The 18,878-nt window shown below is 68.0% G+C and carries 18 protein-coding genes; 5 read left to right on the top strand and 13 right to left on the bottom strand.

Annotated features, from left to right (window positions below; translation table 11 throughout):
- Positions 1–43: 43 nt before the first annotated feature.
- Positions 44–751 (bottom strand): hypothetical protein, encoded by a 708-nt coding sequence (locus tag B9N75_RS12665; RefSeq protein WP_085219121.1) that lies wholly within the window; start codon positions 749–751, stop codon positions 44–46.
- A 49-nt stretch (positions 752–800) separates the two neighbouring features.
- Between B9N75_RS12665 and B9N75_RS12660 the strand changes: the two genes are divergently transcribed.
- Positions 801–1,022 (top strand): hypothetical protein, encoded by a 222-nt coding sequence (locus B9N75_RS12660; RefSeq protein ID WP_157123837.1) that lies wholly within the window; start codon positions 801–803, stop codon positions 1,020–1,022.
- 389 nt (positions 1,023–1,411) lie between these two features.
- Here the strand turns inward: B9N75_RS12660 and B9N75_RS12655 are convergent, their stop codons facing one another.
- Positions 1,412–2,932 carry a TadA family conjugal transfer-associated ATPase gene (locus B9N75_RS12655; protein ID WP_085219119.1) on the bottom strand — a complete coding sequence of 507 codons (1,521 nt, stop codon included), beginning with the start codon at positions 2,930–2,932 and terminating at the stop codon, positions 1,412–1,414.
- A gap of 102 nt (positions 2,933–3,034) precedes the next feature.
- On the opposite strand from B9N75_RS12655, the gene B9N75_RS12650 reads away from it, so the two are divergent.
- Entirely contained in the window at positions 3,035–3,940 is a 906-nt protein-coding gene (locus B9N75_RS12650) for a DMT family transporter (RefSeq protein WP_085219118.1), read from the top strand.
- On the opposite strand, the gene B9N75_RS12645 is transcribed toward B9N75_RS12650, so the two are convergent.
- The 9 genes from B9N75_RS12645 to B9N75_RS12605 all read right to left on the bottom strand — a co-directional run bounded on the left by B9N75_RS12645 (position 3,913) and on the right by B9N75_RS12605 (position 12,752).
- The gene (locus B9N75_RS12645; RefSeq protein WP_244552353.1) at positions 3,913–5,310 is read right to left on the bottom strand and encodes a class I SAM-dependent methyltransferase; all 1,398 of its coding nucleotides are present in this window, start codon (positions 5,308–5,310) and stop codon (positions 3,913–3,915) included. The two genes, B9N75_RS12650 and B9N75_RS12645, sit on opposite strands and share 28 nt — an antisense overlap.
- Positions 5,310–5,531: a hypothetical protein gene (locus B9N75_RS12640; RefSeq protein WP_085219117.1), complete on the bottom strand. Its 222-nt coding sequence runs from the start codon at positions 5,529–5,531 to the stop codon at positions 5,310–5,312. Before B9N75_RS12640 ends, B9N75_RS12645 begins: the two co-directional genes overlap by 1 nt.
- Before the next feature lie 63 nt (positions 5,532–5,594).
- Entirely contained in the window at positions 5,595–7,190 is a 1,596-nt protein-coding gene (locus tag B9N75_RS12635; protein ID WP_085219116.1) for a hypothetical protein, read from the bottom strand.
- A 42-nt stretch (positions 7,191–7,232) separates the two neighbouring features.
- The gene (locus B9N75_RS12630) at positions 7,233–7,493 is read right to left on the bottom strand and encodes an ATP synthase F1 subunit epsilon (protein ID WP_085219115.1); all 261 of its coding nucleotides are present in this window, start codon (positions 7,491–7,493) and stop codon (positions 7,233–7,235) included.
- Complete coding sequence (locus B9N75_RS12625; RefSeq protein ID WP_085219114.1) at positions 7,493–8,191, bottom strand: hypothetical protein; 699 nt, start codon at positions 8,189–8,191, stop codon at positions 7,493–7,495. Before B9N75_RS12625 ends, B9N75_RS12630 begins: the two co-directional genes overlap by 1 nt.
- A gap of 3 nt (positions 8,192–8,194) precedes the next feature.
- Positions 8,195–9,658, bottom strand: a complete 1,464-nt coding sequence (gene atpD / locus B9N75_RS12620; RefSeq protein ID WP_085219113.1) for a F0F1 ATP synthase subunit beta — start codon at positions 9,656–9,658, stop codon at positions 8,195–8,197.
- Between the two features lie 27 nt (positions 9,659–9,685).
- Positions 9,686–10,573, bottom strand: coding sequence for a F0F1 ATP synthase subunit gamma (locus B9N75_RS12615; RefSeq protein WP_085219112.1), 888 nt, complete (start codon positions 10,571–10,573; stop codon positions 9,686–9,688).
- An 83-nt stretch (positions 10,574–10,656) separates the two neighbouring features.
- Positions 10,657–12,186 carry a F0F1 ATP synthase subunit alpha gene (gene atpA / locus B9N75_RS12610; RefSeq protein WP_085219111.1) on the bottom strand — a complete coding sequence of 510 codons (1,530 nt, stop codon included), beginning with the start codon at positions 12,184–12,186 and terminating at the stop codon, positions 10,657–10,659.
- 11 nt (positions 12,187–12,197) lie between these two features.
- On the bottom strand, positions 12,198–12,752 hold the full coding sequence (locus B9N75_RS12605; RefSeq protein WP_085219673.1) for a F0F1 ATP synthase subunit delta: 555 nt from the start codon (positions 12,750–12,752) through the stop codon (positions 12,198–12,200).
- Positions 12,753–13,012: 260 nt separating this feature from the next.
- Between B9N75_RS12605 and B9N75_RS12600 the strand changes: the two genes are divergently transcribed.
- The 3 genes from B9N75_RS12600 (at position 13,013) to B9N75_RS12590 (ending at position 15,138) form a co-directional block, all read left to right on the top strand.
- Entirely contained in the window at positions 13,013–13,426 is a 414-nt protein-coding gene (locus B9N75_RS12600) for a DUF1203 domain-containing protein (RefSeq protein WP_172840884.1), read from the top strand.
- A 79-nt stretch (positions 13,427–13,505) separates the two neighbouring features.
- On the top strand, positions 13,506–14,552 hold the full coding sequence (gene ada, locus B9N75_RS12595; RefSeq protein WP_157123963.1) for a bifunctional DNA-binding transcriptional regulator/O6-methylguanine-DNA methyltransferase Ada: 1,047 nt from the start codon (positions 13,506–13,508) through the stop codon (positions 14,550–14,552).
- Between the two features lie 106 nt (positions 14,553–14,658).
- Positions 14,659–15,138, top strand: a complete 480-nt coding sequence (locus tag B9N75_RS12590; RefSeq protein ID WP_085219108.1) for a DUF3617 domain-containing protein — start codon at positions 14,659–14,661, stop codon at positions 15,136–15,138.
- 7 nt (positions 15,139–15,145) lie between these two features.
- Here B9N75_RS12590 and B9N75_RS12585 read toward each other — a convergent pair whose 3' ends face one another.
- Together B9N75_RS12585 and B9N75_RS12580 are read right to left on the bottom strand one after the other, a co-directional pair.
- Complete coding sequence (locus B9N75_RS12585; RefSeq protein WP_085219107.1) at positions 15,146–16,696, bottom strand: cryptochrome/photolyase family protein; 1,551 nt, start codon at positions 16,694–16,696, stop codon at positions 15,146–15,148.
- A gap of 11 nt (positions 16,697–16,707) precedes the next feature.
- Positions 16,708–18,873, bottom strand: coding sequence for a primosomal protein N' (locus B9N75_RS12580; protein WP_085219671.1), 2,166 nt, complete (start codon positions 18,871–18,873; stop codon positions 16,708–16,710).
- Positions 18,874–18,878 lie beyond the last annotated feature (5 nt).

Here is an 18,878-nt window from a genome sequence, read left to right as displayed (position 1 = left end):
TCGCACCACTTGAGCAACCGAGGACAGAGCTGCTCTTTTCGACTTACAGCCCCCGCACCGACGGCGCGCGCTTGTCCCGCTTCCGCTGCCGCTCATTCTCCTCGCCGGTCCTCAGCAGCGCGCGCATCCGTTTCGCTTCCTCCAGCTTCTTGCGGCGCTTGATCTCGCGTTCGAGGATGCGGTGGGCGTGTTCGATCTCGGCGGCGTTTTCGGAAGTGACGACGTAGGCGACGTCGTCGACGCGATCGAGCTGGGTGCGGTTGAGCTCGTCGCTCCAGCGGTGGAGTCGCCAGAAGATGTCGCTCGCCTCCATCTGGAACTCGTCGCTGAACCGGTGCCGCCGCGCGTGGGTGAGGCCTAGCATCAGCCGATCGTTGAAGACCTTGCGCACACCCTTGAAGCGGCCGTTGCGGAAGGTGGGCCGCACCTCTCCGTTGATCGCGCGCTCGATGGCGTTGCCGGTGATGTCCTCATAGCCCATCATCACCGCCTGATCCCACGCGCAGGCGAAGCTCGCCGCGCCGGGCTTGTTGCGCAGGAGATAGGCGCTGCGCACCGTCTTGCCGACCATCGCCGCCGCCATGCGCGCGCTGCCGCAGCGGGCGAGCGCGCGGATGAAGAGGCGCTGCCGCTCCGCCGTCCAGCCGCGCGGATCGTGGTTGCGCCCGCGCCACGGCGTGAAGCGGGGGATGGGGACGCCCTCGGGCGTGTGATCGTGCTGGTCGCAATCGCGGGGGCTGTCCTTGCTCATGGGGTGAGGATACAGGAGCCGCCGCGCTGTAGGACATATGGAGGCGGGCGTGGCGATGGGCGTGGGCATCACCGAGAGCCTGGCGGACACGCCGCCGCTGTGGATCGCGGCCGCGGCGGCGCTGGCGTTGTGCCTGATCGCGACGGTGGCCGAGCGGCGGCGGCAGACGCGGCGGAATGTGGACAATCCGGGATGGGTGCCGTGGGCGGGGGTGTCGGTGGTGGCGCTGTTCGCGGCGGTGATCTGCGCGGTGCTGGCTATGCGGGGGTAGGGGCGGACGTCGTCATGCTGAACTTGGTTCAGCATCCAGGGTGGGGACGGTTGCGGGGTCTCGCAGATGGACCCTGAAACGAGTTCAGGGTGACGGTTTGGGGGGTGGGGGCGCTTGGTATGGCGCGCTACTACGCTGTCATGCTGAACTTGTTTCAGCATCCAGGGTGGGGACGGTTGCGGGGGTCTCCGCGATGGACCCTGAAACGAGTTCAGGGTGACGGTGATGGGGGTGGGCCGTCACGGGAGTTAATCCCGTGACGTCGGTCCTGTCGCCTGCGGCGCAGGCCGTCCGGCATTCGCGCTCTCTCGACCAGGCGCGGAATCGCTGCGCAATTCCGCGCCTGCTCTCGGGCGCTCATGCTTACGTCGGTCCTGTCGCGCTCGGCGTTAGAGGCAGGCTTCGAGGTAGGGCTTATCGAACCCGAACTGCTTGGCCTTTTCCAGCGTGTACGGCCGGAGCCCCATGCAGCGATATTCGCCGATGATCTTTCCGTCGGCGGTTTCGTCGAGATATTCGAACTTGAACAGCTCCTGGGTGACGATGACGTCGCCTTCCATGCCGATCACTTCGGTGATGTTGGTGGTGCGGCGCGAGCCGTCGCGGAGGCGTTTGACCTGGACGATGAGATCGACCGAGTCCGCGATCTGGCGGCTGATCGCCTCCTTCGGCACCTTGATGTCGCTCATCATCACCATATTCTCCATACGCGCGAGGCATTCGCGCGGGGAGTTGGAGTGGAGCGTCGCCATCGAGCCGTCGTGGCCGGTGTTCATCGCGGCGAGGAGATCGAAACATTCCGCGCCGCGGATCTCGCCCAGGATGATGCGATCGGGCCGCATACGCAGCGCGTTGATGACGAGATCGCGGATCGTGATCGCGCCCTGACCCTCGAGGTTCGGCGGGCGGGTTTCGAGCGGCAGCCAGTGCGGCTGCTGGAGCCGGAGCTCGGCCGCGTCCTCGATGGTGATGACGCGCTCGCCCGGATCGATCAGCTTCGACATGGCGTTGAGCATCGTCGTCTTGCCCGAGCCGGTGCCGCCCGAAACGACGATGTTCATGCGGCTGGCGCCGGCGATCTTGAGCACGGTCGCCATCTTGTCCGACATCGAACCGAAGTTCTTCATCATGTCGAGCGTGATCGGCTTTTCCGAGAACTTACGGATCGAGATGGCGGTGCCCTTGAGGCTCAAGGGCGGGATGATGACGTTGACGCGGCTGCCGTCCGAGAGGCGGGCGTCGGCGAGCGGGGTCGTCTGGTCGATGCGGCGGCCGACCTTGTTGACGATGCGCTGGGCGATCTGGAACAGATGCTCCTCGTCGCGGAACTGGATCTGCGCGAGCTGGAGCTTGCCCTTCTTTTCGATGAAGGTCTGATCCGGCCCGTTGACCATGATGTCGGTGACGAGCGCGTCGTTGAGCAATTCTTCCAACGGCCCGAGGCCGAGCAGCTCGTCGACCAGCACCTTCTCCAGCGCGAACTGCTCGCGGCGGTTGAGGTTGATCTTGAGCTCAGCGAGCACCTCGCCGATGATCGGGCGGAACTCCTCGGCGAGCTCGTCCTTGCTGAGCGTCGCGGCGGCCTCGGGATCGACGCGCTCGAGGAGGCGCGGCAGCACCTGCTCCTTGATGCGGTGGATCGAGGCTTCGAAACCTTCGTTGCGCGAGGAGGCATTCTCGGTCGCCGAGCTCATCCGCTCGTGCAGCCGCGACATCGCGTCGCCGGCGGCCGGCTCGAAGCTCATCTCCTCGTCCATCGGCAGCGCTTCGAGCGGCGGGAATTGCTCGCCGCCCTCGACCGGCATCGGGCCCGGCGGGGTGGTGCCGCCGCCCTTCATCGGCCGTGCGACGCCGAACGACGGCCGCTGCCCGGCCATGCCTGCGCCGCTGCGCCGTCCGAATGCGCTCATGCCCTACGCTTCCTTCACTGCCTTCCCGCAGATACGTGCGGAACTGGGTGAATAGGCCGGAAACTTTGACAATTGCCTAACCCGGCCCGATGGGCGGCCGCGATGCACCACGCACCGCGCTCCGCCTTGCTCATCGCGCTTGCCGGCTTCACGATGCTGTCGGTGGGCGATGCGGTGGTGAAGACGATGGCGGGGCTGTGGCCGGGAAGCGCGATCGCGGCGCTGCGCTATTGCTTCGGGACGGTGGGGCTGGCCGCGCTGGTGGCGGCGAAATTCGGGCGCGCGGGCTTCGTCTTTCCGCGGCCCTGGCTGCAGCTCGGCCGCGGCGCGGCGGTGGCGGTCGCGACGATGGGCTTCTTCATGGGCGTGATGGTGATGCCGCTGGCGGACGCGACCGCGATCGTCTTCACCGCGCCGGTCTGGACGGTGATCCTCTCCGCGCTGTTCCTCGGCGAGCGGCCGTCGGGCGCGGTGCTCGTCTCTATCCTGCTCGCCTTTGTCGGCGTGATGGTGATCCTGGAGCCCAACGTGCTGGCGTTCGGCGCCGAGGCGTTCCTGCCGCTGATCGCCGCGATGGGGATGGCGGCGCTGTTCCTGCTCAACCGCCGCGCGGCGGGGCTGGCGCCGGTGATCGTGATGCAATTGCTGGTCGCGGTGATGGCGGTGCCGCTGCTCGTCGGCGCGGCGGCGATCGGCCATTGGAGCGACGTCGACGCGATGCGGGTGACGATGCCGGAGACGAGCGTGGTGCTGCGCTGCGCGACGGTCGCGCTGACCGCGACGCTCGGCCACTGGTGCATCTTCCGCGCGACCGAGCTTGCCTCCGCCGCGACGGTGGCGCCGATGACCTATGTGCAATTGCTGGTGGCGAGCGCGGCGGGCGTGGCTGTCTTCGGCAACCCGCCGACGCTGCCGTTGATTGGCGGCGCGGCGCTGATCATTGCCGGCGGGCTATGGCTGTGGCGGGCGCAGCGCGCGCCTCAGCCGCCCGAGCGATCGAACCAGTAGAGCGTGCGGGTGCCGTCGTTGACCTGGGCGGTCTTCACGATCCGAGCCTGATCGCCGAGCAGCTTGGCGAAGTTGGCGTCGCTGTAATCGGGGAAGATGTCGGGGCGCTGCGCGAGCAGGCTCTGCACCATTGGGTCCGCCTTGTCGGGGAATTCGATGATGCCGGCGGGCGCCATGTCGACGATCCAGCGCACCGCCATGTCGAGCGGCACGTTCCTGCCGATGGTGATGTGGTGGATGAAGGCGAGCGCGACGACGGCGTCGGGCGCGGCGCGGCCGGCGAGACCCTTGCGCTCGGCCTGGCCCCAGCCCTGCGACGGGCTCGGGTTGGCGGCGTCGAGCCAGAGCGGCAGGAAATCGAGCTTTTGCTGCGCCGCGCGCGAATAAGCGAGCTCCAGCGCGCCATGATCGAAATCGAAGCCGACGACCTTCCCGGCGCCGGATTCGAGCGCGACCACCGAATAGTCGCCGCTGTTGCAGCCGAGATCGTAGAGCAGGCGCGGCTGCACCGCGGCGGTCATCTCCGCGACGAAGGCAGCCTTGGCGGCGGCGTCCGGCGTCTGATAGCTGTTGCGGCCGGCATAATCGCCCCAGACGGTGGCGTGCGACGGCGGCTTGAGGCCGGCGATCTTGCGGCGCAGGCCGCGCAGCATCGCTTTGGCGCCCTCCAGCGGAAATTTGGTCTGGCGGTAGCTTGCCGATCCGGTGCTGGTGCGCACCGAGCGGCGCTGCATCGCGGCCTGCGCGGCGACATGCACCGCCACCGTCCACGACAGCTTCTTGCGGAAGGGGAGGAGCTTGGCGGTGTCCTCGGGCGAGATGCCCTCCAGATTGCCGCGGAACCAGTGGTTGGGCTGCACTTCGAGCGCCGACCAGAGCAGCAGCGGGTTGAGGAACTGCATGCAGAACTGGCGGTGGCCGGCCCAGATCTCGCCCTCGACATAGGGGCGGAGCGAGAGGTGATCGATGAAGATCGGGCGGACGCCGTCGAACTGCACATTGTAGGCGGTGGCATCGGCGAGCGTGAAGCCGCGCTCCAGCGCATCGAGATGCAGATCGAGATGGAAGAGCGCGGCCGCGCGGTGGAGCGAGAAGCTCCATTCATAGGGATAGCTGATGAACGGCAGGCGCGGATGTTCGAGCACATGCGCGGCGCCGTCGAGGCCGTCAGGCCGGTCGGCGGCGCTGACGTCCTGATAGGGAACGAGGCGGCCCTCGCCGACCAGGCGGTCCAGAAAGCCGCTGTCGCGCGTCTGCCGGAAACCGTCCGCGGCGGACGGCATGATCGAACGGAGGATCGCGCCCGGCGTGTCGAACACGCGCCCGCCAGGATCGCGGAACGACCCCGGCTCGACGATCATCGCCGTCATCAGACGTCCTGCTCGGTGTCCGCCTTGCGGCGTGGCTGGAAGATCGCCTTCAGCCGGTAGAGCGAGGTGCGGAAGAACAGGGTCGCGCCCGCGATCGCGCCGAACAGCGCCTGGAGGATGATGCTGCCGGTGGCGGGATCGAGATAGGCATGTGCGGGCGCGGCGAGCCCCAGCATTGCGGTGAAACCGACCGCGGAGATCGCTGCCTTGGAAATGCCCATCCTACCCTCCTGAACCCCATGTCTCTTGGCGCAGGAGCTAGGCGGATCATGTATAATTAATCGTTAAAGCGCGGGGCGTTCGAAGGCGGGGAGGGGCACCTTGCGGCGCGGGGTCCAGCGATCGTCGGTCAGCAGGACGTGACGCTCGGCGTCGGCGGCCCCGGCGGGGTCGGGCGTGGCGGCGAAGCCGAATGCTGCGAAGGCGCCGAGCAGCGATGCGACCGGCGCGGCACTGCCGTCTTCTCCGGGCGCGACGCCGGGTCCGCGGACTGCAAAGAGGGTGGAATAGGTCATCGCATAATCGCGCGGCGACGGCTCGCCAGGCTGGCCCAGCTCCGGCACAATATCGACGATGCGCGAGCCGTGATCGCCATGAAGGATGACGATGGCGTCGCGGCCGTCAGGCGACTTGGCGAGCACGGCGAGCATCGCGTCGAGCCGGGTCAGGAGGCAGCGCGATTGCGCGGCATAATCCGCATCGCGCCGGACGCGATCGCCCTCCGCCTCCTCGAAGGTCCACGCACTGCGCGGCTTCACCTTGCAGGCGGCGTCGTAGAGGTAGGGGTCGTGGGGGAGCAGGAGGTGCGCGACATAGGCTTCGCCACGCCGCGCGCCGGCGAGCGATGCGGTGAGCCGGTCCATCGCGGCCATCGATGCGATGGGGAATAGCTTGGCGCGCTGTTCGAGCGGTGGCACCGCTTCGCCCGCCAGACTGCTGCGAACGTCGAGCGTCGCGGAATCGAGGAGGGTGGGAAGGACGGCAAGAGAGGCCAGCGAGCTCAGGATCGTTTCCGCCTTGGCCGAAGTCGGCATCGCGACCGCATCCATCGTCGCGAGATCGGAGCGGGGGTAGGTCGAACAGCCCGCGACGCCCTGCCTTGCGCACAGATCGATATAGTCGGTCTGAAGGACATAGGTCTTGTAGCTGGCGCGGCGGAGCAGCCCGAAATAGGCGAGCGGGCCGGGGACGCTGTGCTGGAGCCGCTGCGGCGTCGTCGCTGGGGCCGCCTGACCGAAAGACAGGATGTGCGGCAGGCTGTTGGTGGTGTTGCGATGCTCGCTATAAGCGTTGCCGTAGAGGCGGAAGCCGTGGCGGCGGAAGAAAGCGGTGTTGGCATCGCGCAAGGCGCCGAACGCCGCTGGATCGGCGGCCATGCCGCCGAGCCCCATATAGCCATCGAGAATGAGGTGGACGATGGGCGGTCCTGCCGCCGGATCGGGCGCGGCCTTGCGCGCGAAGGCGGGACGATCGGGCCGGTCGCCATGCAGGCCGGCAAGCTGGAAGACGAGGACGCCCGTGAAGGCCGCAGCGATGAGTTTGACCGCGGCGCGATCGGCGAAGAAGGCGACCACCAGCGTCGCGCCGAAAGCCGCCGGGACTAGCCAGAGCCGATCGCCATTGAGATCGACGGCCAGCGCGGCGAGCAACGCGGTAAAAAGGAAGGATAGGCGCGGCATCGCCAGCCTGTGGACGACGCCGAGCGCCAGGCCGAGCGCGACCATCGCCAGCGCGGCGAGCGTCACTTCGGCGCGCCACGCGGGATATTGATTGTGGTTGAGGAAGTTGAGCAGCGACGCGAGCAGCATCGCCGCCCATGCGTAGACGCGCAGCAGGCTATCGCCGTCGCGCCACCAATATCGCTGAAACGCTGGTCCCATGCCCGCGCCTTGGCACGGACATGGTTTCCGGAACGCTAACCCTTAAGCTTCGGCCTTCTCGGCGAGAACGGTGAGCCCCTTTTCGCTGACCTCGGCGAAGCCGCCTTCGATGGCGATCCGCTCGGGCTCGCCATTCTCGCTGCGGTAGATGGCAAGCTCGCCGTTGCGGACGGTTGACATGAAGGGCGCGTGGCCGGCGAGCACACCGAAATCGCCCTCGGTGCCGGGAACGACGACCATGTAAGCGGTCTCCGAGCGGACGAGCTTTTCCGGAGTGACGAGTTCGAAATTGAGATCGGCCATCAGTTTGCCTTCGTATCGATGAAGGCGATCGTCATGATCGCCTGGATGCCGGCGCCGCCTTCGACGGCTTCCTCCGGCCCGTCGAGCTGCATGAGGAGGCGCGTATCGCGAACGCCCGCGGCCTGGGTCCACGCCTTGCGCTCGACGCCGTTGGCCGTGTGCGACCGTGCGGAATCGCTCGACCAGTCCTTGTTGCCCGCCATGCGCGTGTTGATCTCCTCGCGCGCGGCGGGGGCCGCGGCGGTGTCGGAGACGGTGACGATGCATTGCGGACGGTCGGGGAAGGCGGTCAGCCAGACGTTGCCGGTCTTGGACGTCACCTTGGCGACCAGCCGGTCGTCGGGAAGGCGGCCCTTGCCGTAGGTCGCGACTTCCTCCGGCGCGACCTGATCGAGATCGACGCCTTCCTTCTTGAGCGCTTCCTCGCGCGCGCGGCTGACGTGGCTGCGGTTCGCGACCTGCTGGACGCAGGCGCGGAAGCCCGTCTCCAGCGCATCGGCGACCGCCTTCACATCGGCTTCGGGCACGCCCGATGCGGGCGCCGCATCGGCGGCCGGGGCGTCAGCAGCCGGTGCCGCAGGCGTGTCCGCGCTCTGACCTTCCGCCTCCGCCGCCGCCTCGACCGACGAATCGAGCGTCAGCGGCGTCTCGTCGGCAGGCTGCGACTGCAGCGCGGCGAAGAGCAGGAAGGCGAGCATGGCTCAGGCGTCCTGCGCCAGCTTCTCGGCCTTGGCAACCGCCTCGTCGATGCCGCCGACCATGTAGAAAGCGGCCTCGGGAAGATGGTCGTATTCGCCGTCGACCACCGCCTTGAACGAAGCCACGGTATCCTCGATCTGCACGAACTTGCCCGGAATGCCGGTGAAGACTTCGGCGACATGGAACGGCTGCGACAGGAAGCGCTGGATCTTGCGGGCGCGGCTGACGGTGAGCTTATCCTCTTCCGACAGCTCGTCCATGCCGAGGATGGCGATGATGTCCTGTAGCGACTTGTACTTCTGCAGGATCTCCTGGACGGCGCGCGCGGTCTCGTAATGCTCCTGGCCGACGGTGCGCGGCTCGAGCACGCGGCTGGTGGAGTCGAGCGGATCGACCGCCGGGTAAATGCCGAGCTCCGAAATCGCGCGCGACAGCACGGTGGTGGCGTCCAAGTGGGCGAAGGAGGTGGCCGGCGCCGGATCGGTAAGATCGTCGGCGGGCACGTAGATCGCCTGCACCGAGGTGATCGAGCCCTTGTTGGTCGAGGTGATGCGCTCCTGAAGCTGGCCCATATCGGTCGACAGGGTCGGCTGATAGCCCACCGCCGAGGGGATGCGGCCCAAGAGCGCCGACACTTCCGAACCCGCCTGGGTGAAGCGGAAGATGTTGTCCACGAAGAAGAGCACGTCCTGGCCCTCCTGATCGCGGAAATATTCGGCCATCGTCAGGCCCGACAGGGCGACGCGGGCGCGGGCGCCCGGCGGCTCGTTCATCTGGCCGAACACCAGCGCGACCTTGGAGCCGTCCGGCGTCGGGTTGCCCTCGGCATCCTTGGCGATGACGCCGGCGTCGAGGAATTCGTGATAGAGATCGTTGCCCTCGCGGGTGCGCTCGCCGACGCCGGCGAACACCGAAACGCCGCCGTGGCCCTTGGCGATGTTGTTGATGAGCTCCTGGATGAGCACCGTCTTGCCGACGCCGGCGCCGCCGAACAGGCCGATCTTGCCGCCGCGCGCATAAGGCGCGAGCAGATCGATGACCTTGATGCCGGTGACGAGGATGGCGGCGTCGGTCGACTGATCGACGAAGAGCGGTGCTTCGGCATGGATCGGGGCCGACTGATCGGCGCCGACGGGGCCGCGCTCGTCGATCGGCTCGCCGATGACGTTCATGATGCGGCCCAATGTCTTGGGGCCGACGGGGACGCGGATCTGCGAACCGGTGTCGTTGACCGGCTGGCCGCGGGTCAGGCCGTCGGTCGAGTCCATCGCGATGGTGCGGACGGTGTTCTCGCCGAGATGCTGGGCGACCTCGAGGACGAGGCGGTTGCCGTTATTGTCGGTCTCGAGCGCCGACAGGATCTCGGGCAGATCGCCGTCGAAGCTGACGTCGACGACCGCGCCGATCACCTGGCTGATGCGGCCGACATTGTTGGTGGTGGGGGCGATTTTCGCGGCGGTGGCCATGGTCTGCTTCCTTGCCTTCTAGTCGGATTACAGCGCTTCGGCGCCGGAGATGATTTCCACCAGCTCGGTCGTGATCGCGGCCTGGCGGGTGCGGTTGTACTGGATGGTGAGGCGGTTGATCATGTCGCCCGCATTGCGCGTCGCATTGTCCATCGCGGTCATGCGGCTGCCCTGCTCGGACGCGGCATTCTCCAGCATCGCGCGGAAAATCTGGACGGCGACGTTGCGCGGCAACAGCGCGGCGAGGATGTCCTCCTCGTCGGGTTCGTATTCGACCGCGGCATCGGCGGCGGACGAAGCGGGCGCTGCGGCGCTCTCGGCGACCTTGACCGGGATGATCTGCTGCTCGGTCGGCTCCTGCACCAGCGCGGACTGGAAGCGCGCGTAGAAGAGGTGGGCGACGTCGAAGCGGCCGTTGGCGTACATCTCGATGAGATCGGAGGCGATCGCCTGCGCATCGGCGAAGCTCACCTGCTTGATGGCGCTGGTATCGTGCTGGTGGATGATCTGCTTGGGGAAGAGGCGGCCGATGACGGCGCGGCCCTTCTTGCCGACCAGGTAAAAGAGGACGGTCTTGCCCTCCGCCTGGAGCGCATCGGCCTTCTTGCGCGCGGCGCGGACGATGTTGGTGTTGAACGCGCCGGCGAGGCCGCGATCCGAAGTCGCGACGACGATGAGGTGGACCTGATCCTTGCCGGTGCCGGCGAGGAGCTTGGGGCTTTCCGGCCCGATCACCACCTTGGAAGCGAGGCTCGCCATCACCGCGTCGAGCCGCTGGGCATAGGGACGCCCGGCCTCGGCGGCCTGCTGCGCACGGCGCAGCTTCGCGGCGGCGACCATCTTCATCGCCTTGGTGATCTTCTGCGTCGACTTCACCGAGCCGATGCGGACCTTGAGTGCCTTGAGGCTGGCCATTGGTGCTGCGTTTCTGCCTTTGTGTCACCCCCGCGAAAGCGGGGGTCCATCTGGGTTCCCGCTTTCGCGGGAATGACAAGTGGTTATCCGAACGTCTTCACGAAGCCGCCGATGATGTCCTTCAGCTTGGCGGTCGTGTCGTCGTCCAGCGCCTTGGTGTCGCGGATCTTGGCGAGGAGGTCGCCGTGATCGCTGCGGACGTGGCTCAAGAGCGCGCTCTCGAAGCGGGTGACGTCCGCGGTCGGGATCGTGTCGATGAAGCCGTTTACGCCGGCGAAGATCGAGACGACCTGCTCTTCCATCGGCATCGGGCTGAACTGCGGCTGCTTCAGCAGCTCGGTCAGGCGGGCGCCGCGGGCGAGGAGCTTCTGGGTCGAAGCGTCGAGATCCGAGCCGAACTGCGCGAAGGCGGCCATCTCGCGATATTGCGCGAGCTCCAGCTTGATCGAGCCGGCGACCTTCTTCATCGCCTTGGTCTGCGCGGCAGAGCCGACGCGGCTGACCGAGAGGCCGACGTTGATGGCCGGACGGACGCCCTGGTAGAACAGGTCGGTCTCGAGGAAGATCTGGCCGTCGGTGATCGAAATCACGTTGGTCGGGATATAGGCCGACACGTCGCCCGCCTGCGTCTCGATGATCGGCAGCGCGGTGAGCGAGCCCGAGCCGTTGTCCGCATTCATCTTCGCGGCGCGCTCGAGCAGGCGGCTGTGGAGATAGAAGACGTCGCCCGGATAGGCTTCGCGGCCCGGCGGACGGCGCAGCAGCAGCGACATCTGGCGATAGGCCACCGCCTGCTTGGAGAGATCGTCATAGACGATGACGGCGTGCATGCCGTTGTCGCGGAAATATTCGCCCATCGTGCAGCCGGTGTAGGGCGCGAGGAACTGGAGCGGCGCGGGCTCCGACGCGGTGGCGGCGACGACGATGGAATATTCCATCGCGCCATTCTCCTCCAGCGCGCGGACGATCTGCGCGACGGTCGAGCGCTTCTGGCCGACCGCGACGTAGATGCAATAGAGCTTCTGGCTCTCGTCGCTGCCCTGATGCGCCGCCTTCTGGTTGATGAAGGTATCGAGCGCGACGGCCGACTTGCCGGTCTGGCGATCGCCGATGATGAGCTCGCGCTGGCCGCGGCCGACGGGGACGAGCGCGTCGAGCGCCTTGAGGCCGGTCTGCATCGGCTCGTGCACCGACTGGCGCGGGATGATGCCCGGCGCCTTCACCTCGACGCGCATGCGCTCGGCGCCCTCGATCGGGCCCTTGCCGTCGATCGGATTGCCGAGGCCGTCCACGACGCGGCCCAGCAGACCCTTGCCGACGGGCACGTCGACGATGGTGCCGGTGCGCTTGACGGTGTCGCCCTCGCGGATCTGCGAGTCCGAGCCGAAGATCACCGCGCCGACGTTATCGGCCTCGAGGTTGAGCGCCATGCCCTGCACGCCGTTGGCGAACTCGATCATCTCGCCGGCCTGGACGTTGTCGAGGCCGTGGATGCGGGCGATGCCGTCGCCCACCGACAGCACGGTGCCGACTTCCGACACTTCGGCCTCGGTGCCGAAGCTGGCGATCTGATCGCGGATGACCTTGGAGATTTCAGCGGCGCGGATATCCATTGTCTGAGCCTTCAGCCTTTCATCGCGTGCGCGAGGGTGTTGAGTTTGGTGCGGATGGAACTGTCGATCATCTGGCTGCCGACCTTGACGACGAGGCCGCCGAGGATCGCCGGATCGACGTTGAGATCGACCGCGACGTCGCGGCCGAGACGGGATTTGAGGTTCGCCTTCAGCGCCGCGACCTGATCGTCGTCGAGCGGGTGGGCGGAGGTGACTTCGGCGGTCGTCTCGCCGCGGTGCTGCGCGGCGAGCAGGTTGAACGCGCGGATCGCCGGGCCGAGCTGGCCGAGGCGGCGGTTCTGCGCCAGAACGCCGAGGAAATTGGCGGTCAGCGGATCGAGCTTCATCGCCGTGGCGGCAGCGGCAACCGCCTTGGTTGCCTCACCGCGCCCGATCAGCGGGCTGGTGGTGAGCGCCGCGAAATCTTGCGATTCGGCGAGCGCCGTCTTGAGCGCCGCAAGGCTGGTCGCCACCGCGTCGAGCTTGCGCTCCTCGCGCGCGAGTTCGAACAATGCGGTCGCATAGCGCCCCGCCAAGCTTGCCTGAATGCCGCTGGAACTATCCACGCGCGCCGTAACCTCCGGATCGGAATGTCGGCCCATACGAAAAGGGGGCCAGCCGTGGGTGTTATCCCGAAGCGGCCCCATGGGTCGCGGGCGCCCTAGCAGGGGCCTCACGGGGATGCAAGGCGGCGTGCTTTGAAAGCAAGCCTCGGGACGCGAAGTGCCCCCCGACCGGCCAATGATGTCGCCGACCAAGGGAGATCCGATCCGTGACGTACCGAATCGAGGGACTGAGCCGGGAGCAATTCCTGCCGCTGTTCGCCATGACCGAAGCCGCGCTGTCGGAGCGCGGCGCGATGCGCGTGATATCGGATTCGCCGACCGGCTATCCGTGCCGCATATCCCTCGCCGAAGCCGCGCCGGGCGATCACCTCATCCTCTTCAACTATATTTCACACGATTGCGCCGGTCCGTTCCGCACGGCCTACGCAATTTATGTTCGCGAGGATGCCGAACTTGCGCCGTGCTTCGAGGATGAGGTGCCGCCGATCCTGGCGCGACGCACGCTCGGGCTGCGTGCTTTCGATTCAGGCGGAATGCTGAGAGCCGCCGCGCTTGCCCTGCCCGGCGAGGCAGACGCGAAAATCCGCGAACTGCTGGGCGACCCGGAAATCGCATCGATCCACGCCCACAACGCGGCCCACGGCTGCTTCCTCGCGAAAATCGAAAGGGGTTGAGCCGATGGCCGAGCTTGCAACGCGGATCGACAAACTTACACCGGCAGCCATGAACGAGCGCCCGCCTGTCCTCGAGCCCATGCCATCGGACGATGCCGCGTGGCGCGCGGTGCTGGCGCGCGACCGGACGGCGGACGGACGGTTCGTCACCGGTGTGCTGACCACCGGCATTTATTGCCGCCCGTCTTGCGCGGCGCGCCACCCCAAGCGCGAGAACGTCCGCTTCTTCGCCAGTGGCGCGGGCGCTCGCGAGGCGGGCCTCCGAGCCTGCCTCCGCTGCAAGCCCGACGATCTCAGCCGCGAGGAGGAAGCGCTGGAGCGCGCCTATGCGATGATCGCCGGCGCCGAATCGCCGCCGACGCTGGAGGCGCTGGCCGCCGCGGCCGGCTATTCGCCGCACCATTTCCACCGCCTGTTCAAGCGCGCGACCGGGATCACCCCGGCCGAATATGCGCGCGCCCGGAGAGCCAAGACGATGACGCAGAGCCTCGAAGCCAGCGACCGCGTGACCGACGCCATATATGATGCCGGTTATTCGGGGCCGGGGCGCTTCTATGCCGACGCCAAGGCGCGGCTCGGCATGACGCCCTCCACCTGGCGCGACGGCGGACGTGGCGAGACGATCCGCTGGGAAATGGCCGAGACCGACATCGGCACGATGCTGCTCGCGGCGACCGACAAGGGGATCTGCCGCCTGTCGTTCGACGAAGGCGAGGCGGATCTCCGCCGCCGTTTCCCCAAGGCCGAAATCCAGCGCGGCGGCGCGGCTATGGCGGCGCTGCTCGAGCGGACGATCGCGGCGGTGAACGCGCCGGAGAAGCCGCACGACCTGCCGCTTGATGTGCGCGGAACCGCATTCCAGGAGGCGGTATGGCGCGAGCTGCGCCGCATTCCGGCGGGCGAGACGCGGAGCTATGCCGAAGTCGCCGCGGCGGTCGGCAAGCCGGCTGCGGTGCGCGCGACGGGGACGGCGAACGGCGACAATGGCGTCGCGGTGCTCATCCCCTGCCACCGCGTGATCCGCGCCGACGGCAGCCTCGGCGGCTATGCCTATGGGCTGGAGCGCAAGCGCAAGCTGCTCGCCAAGGAAGGCGTCGGTGGCGAGCGCGAGCTGCCGCTCGGCTGACCGCAGCTTCGTCGCGGCACCCGGCGGCTTCGTCGCGAAGCGGTGCCGCGACGCCCTGCGGCTTTTCTAGCCGGACCTTCCACATCATGGGGACGGGGACAAGCGAATGATCAAGACTGCCGCCTATCTGGCGCCGCTGCTGATTTTGACGGGCTGCGGCTCGGGCGATGGCAAGGCCGAAAATCCGAACGGCCGATCGGTGATCATGGCATCGGGCGGCTATATGGGTCCGATCCGCGCGGGGCAGTGGCAGGTGATCTCGACCGGCGACGTCGCGGGCAGCGATTCGATGTGCATCACGCCCGAGCAGATCGCCGCCGACAGCTTCGCCGGGCGCTCGCTCGAGGACCGCGACTGCACCGTCTCGCGCGACCGGATGTCTGCGGGGGTGATCGAGGTCGCCGCGCAATGCGGCAGCGCCCGCCACTCGATGACCATCCGCGGCACCTATACCGAAACCGGCTTCAACCTCGCGACGACGCTGGAGCTGCCGGTGCAGGGCAAGATCGAAACGCTGCGCTCCAACCGCGCCGGGCGCTGGGTAGCGGCGGAGTGCAGCGAAGGCGGGGATGAGGCCGACGCCTGATGGTTGGTCAGCGCGCCCAGCCGGGCGCCGCGGGCTCCAGAGTTGTGAGGAAATCGGTGGCGCTGCGGCGGTAGGCGAGGCGGGTTTCCTCGTCCATCTTGTCCCAATTGGCGTAGGGAAAGGCGAGGCGGCGGTTGGGGCGGAGCTTGGCTTCGTTGCGGACGAGGAAATCCCAGTAGAGCGCGTTGAACGGGCAGGCGTCCGGCCCGGTCTTGGCCTTCACGTCGTAACGGCAGCCGCTGCAATAATCCGACATGCGGTCGATATAGGCGCCGCCCGCCGCATAGGGTTTCGATCCGAGCCGGCCGCCGTCGGCGAACTGGCTCATGCCGATGACGTTGGGCAGCTCCACCCACTCATAGGCATCGGCATAGACGACGAGAAACCAGTCGTGGATCGCGCGCGGCGCGACGCCGGCGAGCATCGCGAAATTGCCGAGCACCATGAGGCGCTGGATGTGATGCGCATGGGCGTTGTCGCGCGTCGCGCGGACGCATTCGGCGAGGCAGCGCATGTCGGTCTCGCCGGTCCAGTAGAATTCGGGGAGCGGCCGGTCCGCGCCGAGCGCATTGGCGTCAGCGAACTCGGGCATCTCGAGCCAGTAGAGGCCGCGCATATATTCGCGCCAGCCGATGATCTGGCGGACAAACCCCTCGACCGAATTGAGCGGCGCGGCGCCCGTTTCAAACGCCGCCACCGCGGCCTCGCAGACTTCGCGCGGATCGAGAAGGCCGAGATTGATCGCAGGCGATAGGACCGAGTGGAAGAGATGATCCTCGCCCGCCACCATCGCATCCTGATAGGCGCCGAACGAGGGCAGCGCGGTGCGGACGAAATGGCCGAGCGCGCGCTTCGCCTGAGCGCGGGTGACCGGCCAGGCGAAAGTATCGAGGCTGCCGAAATGGCCGGAGAAGCGGCGCTCGACGAGGGCGAGCACCTCGCGGGTGACGGCATCGGGCGGGAAGCGCATCGGCTGCGGCGCGGTGAGGTCTGCGGGTGGCGGCTTGCGATTGTCGGTATCGAAGTTCCAGCGGCCGCCGACGGGCGCGCCGTCCGCCTGCATGAGAAGCCCGGTGCGGCGGCGCATCAGCCGGTAGAAATGCTCCATCACCAGCTCGCGGCGACTGGCCGCCCAAGCGAAGAAATCGGGGAGCGGGCGAAGGAAGCGGTCGTCGGGCAATATGTCGACGGGCAGGCCGAAGGCAGCGCTCCAGCCCTCGATCATGCGCTGCACGCGCCATTCGCCGGCCTCGACGATACGGATGGACGCGGGGCGGTGGCGGGTGATCGCGCGGGCGACTTCGCCAGTGAAGCTGCCGCTGTTGCCGGGCTCGTCGAGACGGACGTAGTCCACCGTCCAGCCGGCCTTGGCGAGCGATGCGGCGAAATGGCGCATCGCAGCGAGGATGAGCGCGATCTTCTGCTTGTGGTGGCGGACGTAGGTCGTCTCGTCGGCGACCTCCATCATCAGCACCACGACATCCTCGCGGCGCAGATCGCGGAGCGAGGCGATGTATGGGCTTAGCTGATCGCCGAGGATCGGGACGAGAGTGTTCACGCCCGGCGCCGCTACAGGAAGCTGTAGGGATCTACGTCCACGGCGACGCGGACGGTGCGGGGCCAGTCGAGCTTGCCGAGCCAGTCGCGGATCACGTCCTGCACGTCGAGGCTGCGCGCGGCGTGGACGAGGAGGCGCTGGCGGTGGCGGCCGCGCAGCATCGCGAGCGGGGCGGGGGCAGGGCCGAAGACCGCCATCTGATCGACGCTGGGCGCGGTGCGGCCGATGAGGCGCGCGGTCTCGGTGGCGGCATTCAGATCCTCCGACGAGACGATGATGCCGGCGAGGCGGCCGAACGGCGGCATCGCGGCGTCGCGGCGCGCCTCGGTCTCGGCGGCGTAGAAGCCCTCGGCATCGCCCGACACGAGCGCGGCGATGACGGGCGCCTTGGGTTCGTGGGTCTGGACGAAGACGCGGCCCAGCTTCTCGCCGCGGCCGGCGCGCCCCGAGACCTGGCTGATCTGCTGGAAGCTGCGCTCGGCGGCGCGCAGGTCTCCCCCCGAAAGGCCGAGATCGGCATCGACCACGCCGACCAGCGTGAGATTGGGGAAATGATAGCCCTTGGTGACGAGCTGGGTGCCGATGACGATGTCGATATCGCCCGCCTCCATCCGACCGACGAACTCGGCGGCCTTGGCGGGCGACCAGATCGTGTCCGAAGTGACGATCGCGGTGCGCGCATCGGGGAAGAGCGCGGCGACCTCGTCGGCGATCCGCTCGACGCCGGGGCCGCAGGGGACGAGGCTGTTCTCCTCATTGCATTCGGGGCAGGCGCGCGGCGGGGGCATGACATGGCCGCAATGGTGGCAGGCGAGCCGCGCGGTCAGCCGGTGCTCGACCATCCAGGCGGTGCAATTGGGGCATTGGAAGCGATGCCCGCAGGCGCGGCAGAGGGTGAGCGGGGCGTAGCCGCGGCGGTTGAGGAAGAGCAGGGCCTGCTCGTCCCGCTCCAGCGTCTCGTCGATCGCTGCGACGAGCGAGGGCGCGAGCCAGCGCCCGCGCGGCGGCGGATCGGCGATGAGATCGACCGCGGCGATATCGGGGAGGGTCGCGCAGCCGTAGCGCGCGGGAAGTTTCAACTCGCGGTAGACGCCTGCCTCGGCCATCTGGCGGCTCTCGATCGCCGGGGTGGCGGAGGCGAGGATTACGGGAATGGCCTCCAGCTTGGCGCGCATCACCGCGACGTCGCGGGCGTGATACTGGACGCCGTCCTCCTGCTTGAAGCTGGTCTCGTGCGCCTCGTCAACGACGATGAGCCCGAGATCGCGATAGGGGAGGAACAGCGACGAGCGCGCGCCGACGACAACGCGGGCATCGCCGCTGGCGATGGCGCGCCACGCGCGGCGGCGCTGCGATTGACGGAGGCCCGAATGCCAGGCGACGGGCTCGGTGCCGAAGCGCGCCGAGAAGCGCTTGAGGAAGGGCTCGGTGAGCGCGATCTCGGGGAGGAGGACGAGGCACTGGCGGCCCTGGCGCAGTGCCTCGGCGACTGCCTCGAAATAGACTTCGGTCTTGCCTGAGCCAGTGACGCCGTCGAGCAGGAAGGGCGCGAAGCCGCCGTCGGCGACCGCGGCACGGAGTTCGGTGGCGGCAGTGTCCTGGGCTTCCGAAAGGTCGGGCGGGGCGTAAGCAGGATCGGGGACGGGGAAGGGGTCTTCCACCGACACTTCGACCGCCGCGATCGCGCCCGCCTTGACGAGGCCGCGGATCACGCCGTCCGATACGTCGGCGGCGAGGGCGAGTTCGCGCACCAGTCCCTGCCGCCCGGCGATCCGCTCCAGCGCCTGTTCGCGCTGCGGGGTCATGCGACCGGGCACCTCGCCGGTCGCGCGATATTCGATGACGGTGCGCGCGCCGTCGAGCGCGCTCGACGAGGGCAAGGTCATGCGCAGCACCGAAGCGAGCGGCGCGAGGTAATAATCGGCGGTCCATTCGACGAGGCGGCGGAGCGGCGCGGCGATGGGCGGCACGTCATAGGCGTGGAGCAGCGGGCGGAGGCGCTTGGCCTCGACCTCCTCGGCGGGCAGGCGCTCGGCTTCCCACACCACGCCGACAAGCTGGCGCGGCCCCAAGGGCGCGACGACGATCGACCCCGGCGCCACGGCGGCATCCTTGGGCGGACGGTAATCGAGCGGGCCGAGCGCGGAGTTGAGAACGATGACGCGGACGCGGGACATGGCGC

Origin of the sequence: Allosphingosinicella indica (genome assembly GCF_900177405.1) — a bacterium.
GTDB classification, from domain to species: Bacteria; Pseudomonadota; Alphaproteobacteria; order Sphingomonadales; family Sphingomonadaceae; genus Allosphingosinicella; species Allosphingosinicella indica.
The sequence above is the reverse complement of the archived record's forward strand: the minus strand, read 5'-3'. Positions and strand labels throughout refer to the sequence as shown.